General features: G+C 74.3%; 7 protein-coding genes. 6 read left to right on the forward strand and 1 reads right to left on the reverse strand.

Going from position 1 to position 9,033, the window contains the following annotated elements:
• The first annotated feature begins 230 nt into the window (after positions 1-230).
• The 3 genes from ACWGL3_RS28720 (at position 231) to bla (ending at position 4,029) form a co-directional block, all read left to right on the forward strand.
• Positions 231-1,040, forward strand: a complete 810-nt coding sequence (locus ACWGL3_RS28720) for a carbon-nitrogen hydrolase family protein (protein ID WP_267948415.1) — start codon at positions 231-233, stop codon at positions 1,038-1,040.
• Positions 1,041-1,178: 138 nt separating this feature from the next.
• Positions 1,179-2,894 carry a flavin monoamine oxidase family protein gene (locus tag ACWGL3_RS28725; protein ID WP_452462017.1) on the forward strand — a complete coding sequence of 572 codons (1,716 nt, stop codon included), beginning with the start codon at positions 1,179-1,181 and terminating at the stop codon, positions 2,892-2,894.
• Between the two features lie 211 nt (positions 2,895-3,105).
• Positions 3,106-4,029 (forward strand): class A beta-lactamase, encoded by a 924-nt coding sequence (bla, locus tag ACWGL3_RS28730; protein ID WP_267948417.1) that lies wholly within the window; start codon positions 3,106-3,108, stop codon positions 4,027-4,029.
• Positions 4,030-4,434: 405 nt separating this feature from the next.
• Here the strand turns inward: bla and ACWGL3_RS28735 are convergent, their stop codons facing one another.
• Positions 4,435-4,899: an Lrp/AsnC family transcriptional regulator gene (locus ACWGL3_RS28735; protein ID WP_267948418.1), complete on the reverse strand. Its 465-nt coding sequence runs from the start codon at positions 4,897-4,899 to the stop codon at positions 4,435-4,437.
• Between the two features lie 143 nt (positions 4,900-5,042).
• On the opposite strand from ACWGL3_RS28735, the gene ACWGL3_RS28740 reads away from it, so the two are divergent.
• From ACWGL3_RS28740 to ACWGL3_RS28750, 3 genes are all read left to right on the forward strand, one after another.
• Positions 5,043-6,692 carry an alpha/beta hydrolase gene (locus ACWGL3_RS28740; protein WP_452462018.1) on the forward strand — a complete coding sequence of 550 codons (1,650 nt, stop codon included), beginning with the start codon at positions 5,043-5,045 and terminating at the stop codon, positions 6,690-6,692.
• Positions 6,693-6,777: 85 nt separating this feature from the next.
• Entirely contained in the window at positions 6,778-7,620 is an 843-nt protein-coding gene (locus ACWGL3_RS28745; protein ID WP_267948420.1) for a GNAT family N-acetyltransferase, read from the forward strand.
• Positions 7,621-7,761: 141 nt separating this feature from the next.
• Positions 7,762-8,979 carry a Bcr/CflA family efflux MFS transporter gene (locus ACWGL3_RS28750; protein WP_267948421.1) on the forward strand — a complete coding sequence of 406 codons (1,218 nt, stop codon included), beginning with the start codon at positions 7,762-7,764 and terminating at the stop codon, positions 8,977-8,979.
• Positions 8,980-9,033 lie beyond the last annotated feature (54 nt).

A 9,033-nucleotide genomic window follows, 5' to 3' on the forward strand; every position in this document is an offset into this window, starting at 1 on the left:
GACCCTCCCCGGCCCCGGCGCCGTGTCCGCCGACGCGCCCGGCCGCCGGGACGCGCCCGGCGCCGTGGCGGGTCCACGCGGCGATGCGCGCACGAACGCGCCCCAACACGCAAGGAAGAGCGGATTCACGGGGGAAAGACGCACGTTTCCACTGCTCCGGCGCACCGTTCCGACACGATCTCCCGCCTAGAGTGGACGCGGCCCGAGAACGACCGAGGGGGAGGCGGCCCATGACGCGCGGACCACTGCGTGTGGCCCTGGACCAGGGGGCCGGTCGCAGCGGCGACGTCGCCGACGCGCTCGGCCGGCTCGCCGGCCGCGCCGCACAGGCCGCCGAGGCCGGGGCCCGCCTGCTCGTCGGCCCCGAGATGTCGCTCACCGGCTACGCCCTCGGAGCCGGGACGGTGGCCCGGATGGCCGAACCCGCGGACGGGCCCCTCGCGGACGCCGTCGCGGCGATCGCCGCCGACACCGGCGTCGCCCTCGTCTACGGATTCCCCGAGCGCGCGGACGGCGCCGTGTACAACACCGTCCAGCTCGTGGACGGCACCGGTGCGCGCCTGGCCGCCTACCGCAAGGCCCACCTGTTCGGCGACCTGGACCGGGACGCGTTCTCCCCGGGGGCCGACCCGGTCGTCCAGGCCGACCTCGACGGGTTCCGCGTCGGCCTCCTGATCTGCTACGACGTGGAGTTCCCCGAGGCCGTGCGCGCACACTCCCTCGCGGGCACCGAGCTCCTCGTCGTGCCGACCGCCCTGATGCTCCCCTTCACGGAGGTCCCCACCCGGGTGGTGCCCGTGCGCGCCCTGGAGAACCAGCTCCATGTGGCCTACGTGAACCGCTGCGACACCGAGGGCGACCTGTCCTACGCGGGCCTGAGCGCGCTCATCGGGCCGGACGGGACCGAGACGCTGCGCGCCGGCCCGGGCGAGGAGCTCCTGGTCGGCGACGTCGCGCCGGACGCCGTCGCCGCCGCACGCCGGGAGCACTCCTACCTGGACGACCGCCGGCCCGACCTCTACCGGGCGCTCACCGCCTGACCCGCTCCCCGGGGCGCACGCGTCCCCGGCGCCGGCCGTGCCGACCGCGGCAGGGGCCGCCGTCCGGGGCGCCCGGCCGCCCGGACCGCCGCCCCGCCCCCCGCAGCCCGATCACCGACCACCCGAAGGAGGGGCTCCATGACGTCCGCAGTGCCCACCGCCGCAGGCACCCCGTCCACGCCCGGCACACCGCCGCTGAACATGTGCGGGCCGGACTTCCCGTTCGCCTACGACTCCTACCTGGAGCACCCGGCCGGGCTCGGGCAGGTCCCCCCGCAGCACCACGGGACCGAGGTCGCCGTCATCGGCGGGGGGCTCTCCGGGATCGTGGCGGCCTACGAGCTGATGAAGATGGGGCTGCGCCCGGTCGTGTACGAGGCGGACCGGATCGGCGGACGCCTGCGCACCGAGAAGCTCCCCGGCTGCCCCGACGACGTGGTCGCCGAGATGGGCGCGATGCGCTTCCCGCCCTCTTCCACCGCCTTCCTCCACTACGTGGACCGGGTCGGCCTGGAGACGACCCCCTTCCCCAACCCGCTCTCCCCGGCCACCCCGAGCACCGTGGTCGACCTCAAGGGCGAGTCCCACTACGCCACGACCCTCGCCGACCTGCCCGAGGTCTACCGCGAGGTGGCCCGCGCCTGGGAGCGGACGCTGGAGGAGGGCGCACAGCACAGCCGCATGCAGCGCGCGATCCGCGAACGCGACACCGCGACCCAGAAGGAGATCTGGAACGATCTCGTCCGGGGGCTGGACAACCAGACCTTCTACGGTTTCCTCTGTGAGTCACCGGCGTTCGCGTCCTTCCGCCACCGCGAGATCTTCGGGCAGGTGGGGTTCGGCACGGGCGGCTGGGACACGGACTTCCCCAACTCCATCCTGGAGATCCTCCGGGTCACCTACACGGGCGCGGACGACGACCACATGGGCATCCGCGGCGGTGTCCAGCAGCTTCCCCGGCGGCTCTGGGAGGACGCCCCGGACAAGCTCGTCCACTGGGCGCAGGGCACCACGCTGGAGTCGCTGCACGGGAGTGGTCCGCGCCCGGCCGTCACCGCCCTGCGCCGCACCGCGGCGAAGGGCTCGCCCTCGGGGAACATCACGGTCACCGACGCGTCGGGTTCCGTCCGCACCTACCCGGCGGCCGTGTTCACCGCGCAGAGCTGGATGCTGCTGTCCAAGATCGACTGCGACGACGACCTGCTGCCGATCGACCACTGGACGGCGATCGAGCGCACCCACTACATGGAGTCCTCGAAGCTGTTCGTCCCCGTGGACCGGGCCTTCTGGCGCGACAAGGACCCCGAGACGGGCCGCGACACCATGAGCATGACGCTCACCGACCGCATGACCCGGGGGACCTACCTCCTGGAGGGCTCCGACCCGGACGGCCCCGCGGCGATCTGCCTGTCGTACACCTGGTGCGACGACTCGCTCAAGTGGCTGCCGCTGTCGGCCGGCGAGCGCCTGGAGGTCATGCTCTCCTCGCTGTCCAAGATCTACCCCGGGGTGGACGTGCGCTCGCACATCACCGGTGACCCGGTCACCGTGTCGTGGGAGGACGAGCCCTACTTCATGGGCGCGTTCAAGGCGAACCTGCCGGGCCACTACCGCTACCAGCGCCGCCTGTTCACGCACTTCCACCAGGAGGGCCTGGAGGAGCGCCACCGGGGCCTCTTCCTGGCGGGGGACGACATCTCCTGGACGGCGGGCTGGGCGGAGGGCGCGGTGCAGACCGCGCTCAACGCGGTGTGGGGCGTGGCGCACCACTTCGGCGGCGGCACCGACGCGTCCAACCCCGGGCCGGGCGACCTGTTCGACGCACTCGCCCCCGTGGAGCTCCCGGAGGACTGAGCCCGGCCGTGCCCCGCCCCCGCGACCGCTCCGGTCCCGGGCGGCGGGGCCGAGCACGCATCATGCCGTTCGTGCATGGGAGCGGCGGTTTCCGTCTTGGACGGCATCGGGATCGGTGGCCAGACTTCTGGCGTGGGGCCGCCCGCCGGGGCGGCCCGCGCGGGCCGGGCAGCCGGGCCGCGCACCCCCCGAACAGGAGCTGAACACGACCATGACCCCCTCACCGACCCTGCGCGCCGGAGGCGCGGCCCTGGCCGCGCTGGCCCTCACCTCCGTCACCGCCTGCGCGGCCTCCGGGCCGGAACCCCGGCAGGAGCCCGCCCGGGAGCAGTCGGCCGCCCCGGAAGCGGCGCCGGAGCTGTTCCGGGAGTTCGAGCGGCTGGAGGAGCGGTTCGACGCGCGGCTCGGCGTCTACGCGGTGGACACGGGCACCGGCGAGGAGATCGCCCACCGGGCGGACGAGCGCTTCGCCTACTGCTCCACCCACAAGGCCCTCTCCGCGGGCGCGGTGCTGCGGCGGAACACGCTGGAGGAGATGGAGGAGGTCGTCTCCTACACCGCCGACGACCTGGTCGGCCACACGCCGATCACCGGGGCGCACGTGGACACCGGGATGACCCTGCTGGAGGTGGCCGACGCCGCGGTCCGCTACAGCGACAACACCGCGGCCAACCTCCTCCTCGAGGAGCTGGGGGGCCCGGACGGGTTCGAGGAGGCCATGGAGGAGATCGGCGACGACGTGATCGAGGCCGACCGGATCGAGCCCGACCTCAGCCGGACGGCCCCCGGGGACACCCGGGACACGAGCACGCCGCGCGCCATGGCCGCGAGCCTGGAGGAGTTCACACTCGGCGACGCCCTTCCCGAGGACCGGCGCGCCGTGCTCAACGGCATGCTGCGCGACAACACGACCGGCGACGAGGTGATCCGCGCGGGCCTCCCCGGGGACTGGGAGGTCGGTGACAAGACGGGCAGCGGGAGCTACGGGACGCGCAACGACATCGCCGTCGTCCGTCCCCCGGGCGGCGACCCCGTGGTCATCGCGATCATGTCCATGCGGTACGAGGAGGACGACGAGTTCGACAACGCGCTGATCGCCGAGACCGCGACGGTGATCGCGGGGGTCCTGGGCTGACGCGGTGACCGGAGGGGGCGCTGTCCTCCCCCTCCGCCGTGATCTCGTATCCGTGGCGGGGCCGGGCGCCGGGATCGGCCACAAGGACGGGACCGTCCAGGGCGGTGCCCCCGGCGGCACACCGGCAACGGTTCCGGCCGGGCCCGGAACCCGTGCCCGGGCCGGACGGGGAAGGGGCCGCCCGCCTCGCGGCGGACGGCCCCGCTGGCGCCCGGGATCAGGGGGCGCCACTCCCTCCAACGAACGGAGGGACCCGGGAGTTTCCGTGCCGGCGGGCGAACGCCGCGGCTCCCCGGGGCGGACGCCCCCGGCCGCGTGCGCGGCAGCCGCCCGGGACCCGCTCCCGCGGGGGCGCGGCTCCGGGCTCCCCGGGGCGTCCGGCCCGCCGGTCGCCGGGCCCGGAGCTCAGGGCAGGTCGGCGGTCCCGGCGAGGATCGGCTGGTCCACGAGCCGGGACAGGACCAGTGTGCTCTTGGTCCGCACCACGAAGGGTTCGGCGCCCAGGCGCTCGATGACCTCCTCCAGGTGGTGCGTGTCGCGTGCGCGCACCTGCACGATGGCGTCGGCCTCGCCGGTGACCGTGCACGCCGAGGTGATCTCGGCGTAGCCCGCGAGCCCGGAGCGGATCTCGCCGGGAGAGGTGCGGGCGCGGCAGTACAGCTCGATGAACGCCTCGGTGGTCCACCCGACGGCCTGCGGCTCGACGACGACGGTGAACCCTCGCACGGCGCCGGAGTCCACCAGCCGGTCCACGCGCCGCTTGACGGCCGAGGGGCTCAGTCCGACGTGGCCGCCGATCTCGGCGAAGCTCATCCGCGCGTCCGCGCCGAGAATCGCGATGATCCGCTCATCGACACGATCCAGCCGCATTGTGCCCCTTTGTCCACGTCTGATCCAGGCAGGGCACATGTTACCGGGGTATACCTCCCTGGGGTCCGTGTCGCTTCCCTCCGTCACGTCGCGCAACAGTGACAATGCATGAGGTCGAACACACAGTGTGAGGGAGTGGACGAGTGCGAGCACGAACCCTGGCCGCTGTCTCCGCCGGAGCGCTCCTGGCCTCCCTCGCCGCGGGGGTCCCCGCGCAGGCGGAGCAGACCGGTACGGCGGCCGGAGCCGCTCCCGCCGACACCGGGGGACTGGTGTGGGCCCCCTGTGAGGACATCGCACCCGTCGGGGAAGAGACCCTGGAGTGCGCGACCCTCACCGTTCCCCTGGCCCGCACCGACGGCGGCGCGCGGATCCACGGCCTCGGGGACACCGTGGAACTCGCCCTGTCCCGGGTCCCCGCCACCGGCCGGGCCGAGCGCACGATGCTGGTCAACCCCGGCGGCCCCGGAAGCGCCGGGCGCATGTGGGCCGCCCACACCCACCGCCGCATGCCCGCGGAGCTGCGCGAGACCTACGACGTCGTCTCCTTCGACCCGCGCGGCGTCGGGGCGTCCACCCCCTCCATCACCTGCGACCCCGCCTTCTTCGCGCCCGTCCGCCGCGACACCGTCCCGGCGGACGCGGACGCCGAGGCCGCACTGCGGGCCGGAGCCGAGGACTACGCCGAGGCGTGCGGGGCCAACACCGGCCGCCTCCTCGACCACGTCCGCACCGAGGACACCGCGCACGACATGGACGCCATCCGGGCCGCGCTCGGCGAGGAGACCATCGACTACCTCGGCTACTCCTACGGCAGCTACCTCGGCACGGTCTACTCCTCGCTCTACCCCGACCGGGTCCGCGCCCTGGTCCTGGACAGCGTCGTCAACCCGGACAACCCCTGGTACGAGAGCAACATCGAGCAGAGCCGGGCCCTGGACAGGTCGGCGGACGGCTTCTTCGACTGGGTGGCCCGCAACGACGCCGCCTACGGCCTCGGCGCCGACGGCGACACGGTCTCCGAGGCGTACTACTCCCTGCGCGCGGAGCTGGCCGCGACGCCGGCGGCCGGCACCGTGGGCCCCACCGAACTGGAGGGCGCCGTCATCGTCGTCGCGTACAGCGGCGGCACCTGGCCGCGGGTCGCCGAGGCGCTCGCCGCCCGGATCAACGACGGGGACGACGCCCCGCTGCTCTCCCTGCACGAGGACTACGGGGACGACGCCGGGTCCGACCGCGGCTACGGCGGCTACCTCGCGGTCCAGTGCACGGACGCCCGGTGGCCCGAGGACTGGTCCACCTGGCGCGCGGACGCCGAGAGGCTCCACGCGGAGGCGCCCTTCATGGGCTGGCACAACATGTGGTACAACGCTCCGTGCGCCACCTGGGACGGCGACTCCGACGACTGGTTCCAGGTGGGCGACGGCCGCGGCGAGCACCCCGCCTACGACGGTGACGCGCTCGTCGTGCACGCCACCCGGGACGGGGCCACCCCCGTCGAGGGCGCCTACGCCCTGCGGAACCGGCTCCCCGGGGCCAGCCTCGTGATCGAGGAGGGAGGGCTGACCCACGGTGTCTCCCTCACCGGGAACACGTGCGTGGACGAGGTCGTCACCGCCTACCTGCGAGACGGGGAGGTCCCCGTCAGGGACGGGGGCGAGGGCGCCGACGTCGTCTGCGAGGGGCGTCCCGAGCCCCGGCCGCGCACCTCCCGGGCCGCACCTGAGACGATGGTGGAGCGCCTCGGCCCGGTCGGCATGGAAAGTCCCGGGAAGCCCGGGTCATCCGAGTAACCGGTCCAATAGGCTGGAATCGGCGCGAACAGGCTCGGCCAGTCGTCCCGGAGCCCGGAGGGCCCGGGCAGAGGGGGGAGATGCGATGCTGCGGACCTCGCCGGTACGGATCCTCGGAGAACGGGACCGGGAGGCTGTCCGCGCGCTCCTGGACGCCGACCCCGTGGGCAACGTCTTCGTCGCCTCGCGCCTGATGGCCACCGGTCTCGCCGCCAGTGCCCACGGCGCCGAGGTGTGGGGGCACGTCGAGCGGGGCCGTTTGACCGCGATGTGCTACTCCGGGGCCAACCTGGTCCCGGTCAACGCCGGACCGGCCGCGATCCGCAGCTTCGCCGACCACGCCCGCTGGCGGGGCCGCCGGTGCTCGTCCATCGTCGGCCCCGTCGCGGCGGTCAGCGACTTCTGGGAGCAGGTCGCCCCCGTGTGGGGGCCCGCCCGGGCCATCCGCGCCAGCCAGCCCGTCCTGGAGATCGACGGTCCCCCCGCCGTGCCCGCCGACCCGCTCGTGCGCCGGGTCCGCCTCTCCGAGCTCAACACCCTGGTGCCCGCCTGCGTGGCCATGTTCACCGAGGAGGTCGGCGTCCCGCCGGACTCCGGTGACGGCGGCGCGCTCTACCGGGCGCGGGTGGAGGAGCTGGTGCGCACCGGCCGGGCGTTCGCCAGGATCGAGGACGGCCGGGTCGTGTTCAAGGCGGAGGTCGGCGCGGTCACCCGCCACGCCTGCCAGGTGCAGGGCGTGTGGGTGCACCCGGAGCTCCGGGGCCGGGGGCACTCCTCGGCGGGGATGGCGGCGGTGGTCGAGCACGCGCTCGCCGAGATCGCCCCCCGTGTGACCCTCTACGTCAACGACTTCAACGCCCCCGCACGCGCCACCTACCAGCGGGTCGGATTCCGCCAGGTGGGAGAGGTCATGTCGGTGCTCTTCTAGCCGGCGCCCCTCCAGGGCCGGGAAGCACCGTCCCCGCCCGCCCCGACGCACTCCGCGCCGCACCCCGCCCCCGCGGCCCCGTTCCGGCGCGTCGGCGCCGGAAGTCCCGCGCGCCCCCGCCACGACCCCGAGAGAGCCACGATGCGGCACAACCCGACCGGACGCGCACGCCTGGGCCTGGCCCTCCTCCTCGGCCTCCTGTCGGTGCTCGGTCCCCTCAACATCGACATGTACCTCCCGGGATTCCCGCAGATCGCCGCCGACCTCGACGCCGGGGCCTCCCAGGTCCAGCTCAGCCTCACCAGCTGCCTGATCGGGCTCGCGGTCGGCCAGGTGGTCGTCGGCCCGGTCAGCGACGCACGGGGGCGTCGCGGCCCCCTCGCCGTGTCGCTGCTGCTCTTCGTCCTGGCCTCGCTGCTGTGCGCCGCGGCGCCCGACATCACGACACTGGTGGCGGGCCGCTTCCTCCAGGGGTTCACCGCCTCGGCCGGCACCGTCCTCTCCCGGGCCGTCGTGCGCGACGTGTTCGACGGTCCCGCGCTGACGAGGTTCTTCGCGCTGCTGATGGCCGTCACCGCCGTCGCCCCCATGGTCGCGCCGGTCGCCGGGGGAGCCGTCCTCGCACTGCCCTTCGCGACCTGGGAGACGGTCTTCCTGTTCCTCGCCCTGCTCGGCGTCGTGATCGTCCTGGTCGTCATGCTCGGGCTCCCCGAGACGCTGCCCCCGGAGCGCCGCGTCCCCAGCTCGCCCGGCGGCTCCCTGCGCACCATGGCCGCGCTCCTGCGGGACCGCGCCTTCATGGGGTACGCGCTGATCGTGGGCCTGCTCCACGGCGGCAGCTTCGCCTACGTCGCCGGGACGCCGTTCGTCTACCAGGACCTCCACGGGGTCTCACCGCAGGCGTTCGGCGTCCTGTTCGGCGTCAACGGGATCGCCATCATCCTGGGCAGCGCGGTGGTGGGGCGCCTCGGGGAACGGGTGACCGAGCCGGCACTGCTGCGGTTCGCCGTGGTCACCGCGGTCGTGGCCACCGGCGTGCTGCTGGCCGCCACACTGCTCGGCGGCCCGCTGGCCGCGCTGGTGGTGCCGATCTTCGTCTACATGACGTGCATGGGCATGATCCTGACCAGCTCCTTCGCCCTGGCGATGGAGGGGCAGGAGGGAAGGGCGGGAAGCGCGGGCGCGCTGCTCGGCGCGCTGCCGATGCTCATCGGCGCCGGAGCCGCGCCCCTCGTCGGACTGGACGAGAGCACCGCCGTGCCGATGGGCGCGGTCCTGTTCGGGACCGCGTCCCTGGGCCTGCTCGTCCTGGTCGGCACGACCGCCGAGCGCAGGCGCCAACCGGCGGTCGGAGCCTGACGGGGCACGCCCCCGCCCCGGCCGTGCGGCCCGCGGGGGACGTCCCCCGCGGGC

The sequence above is a fragment of the Nocardiopsis sp. NPDC055824 genome (assembly GCF_053616335.1).